1 rRNA gene is annotated in these 935 nt (G+C 50.2%); it reads left to right on the top strand.

Annotated elements, in window-relative coordinates:
• A 23S ribosomal RNA gene (locus I6F47_RS20355) occupies positions 1–935 on the top strand; the annotation flags it as partial.

Raw genomic sequence — 935 nt, forward strand, 5'->3', positions numbered from 1 at the left:
TAAGGCTAAATACTCCCAACTGACCGATAGTGAACCAGTACCGTGAGGGAAAGGCGAAAAGAACCCCTGTGAGGGGAGTGAAATAGAACCTGAAACCGTGTACGTACAAGCAGTAGGAGCCTACTTGTTAGGTGACTGCGTACCTTTTGTATAATGGGTCAGCGACTTATATTTTGTAGCGAGGTTAACCGAATAGGGTAGCCGTAGGGAAACCGAGTCTTAACTGGGCGAATAGTTGCAAGGTATAGACCCGAAACCCGGTGATCTAGCCATGGGCAGGTTGAAGGTTGAGTAACATCAACTGGAGGACCGAACCCACTAACGTTGAAAAGTTAGGGGATGACCTGTGGCTAGGAGTGAAAGGCTAATCAAACCGGGAGATAGCTGGTTCTCCCCGAAATCTATTTAGGTAGAGCCTCGGACGAATACTTACGGGGGTAGAGCACTGTTAAGGCTAGGGGGTCATCCCGACTTACCAACCCTTTGCAAACTCCGAATACCGTAAAGTAATATCCGGGAGACACACGGCGGGTGCTAACGTCCGTCGTGAAGAGGGAAACAACCCAGACCGCCAGCTAAGGTCCCAAAGTCATAGTTAAGTGGGAAACGATGTGGAAAGGCCCAGACAGCCAGGAGGTTGGCTTAGAAGCAGCCATCCTTTAAAGAAAGCGTAATAGCTCACTGGTCGAGTCGGTCTGCGCGGAAGATGTAACGGGGCTAAACTATGCACCGAAGCTGCGGATTCAGAATTTATTCTGAGTGGTAGGGGAGCGTTCTGTAAGCGGTTGAAGGTGTACCGGGAGGTATGCTGGACGTATCAGAAGTGCGAATGCTGACATGAGTAACGATAATGGGAGTGAAAAACTCCCACGCCGGAAGACCAAGGGTTCCTATCCCATGTTAATCAGGGTAGGGTAAGTCGACCCCTAAGGCGA

The sequence above is a fragment of the Pseudoalteromonas sp. NZS37 genome (genome assembly GCF_015864265.1).
GTDB classification, from domain to species: domain Bacteria; phylum Pseudomonadota; class Gammaproteobacteria; order Enterobacterales; family Alteromonadaceae; genus Pseudoalteromonas; species Pseudoalteromonas arctica.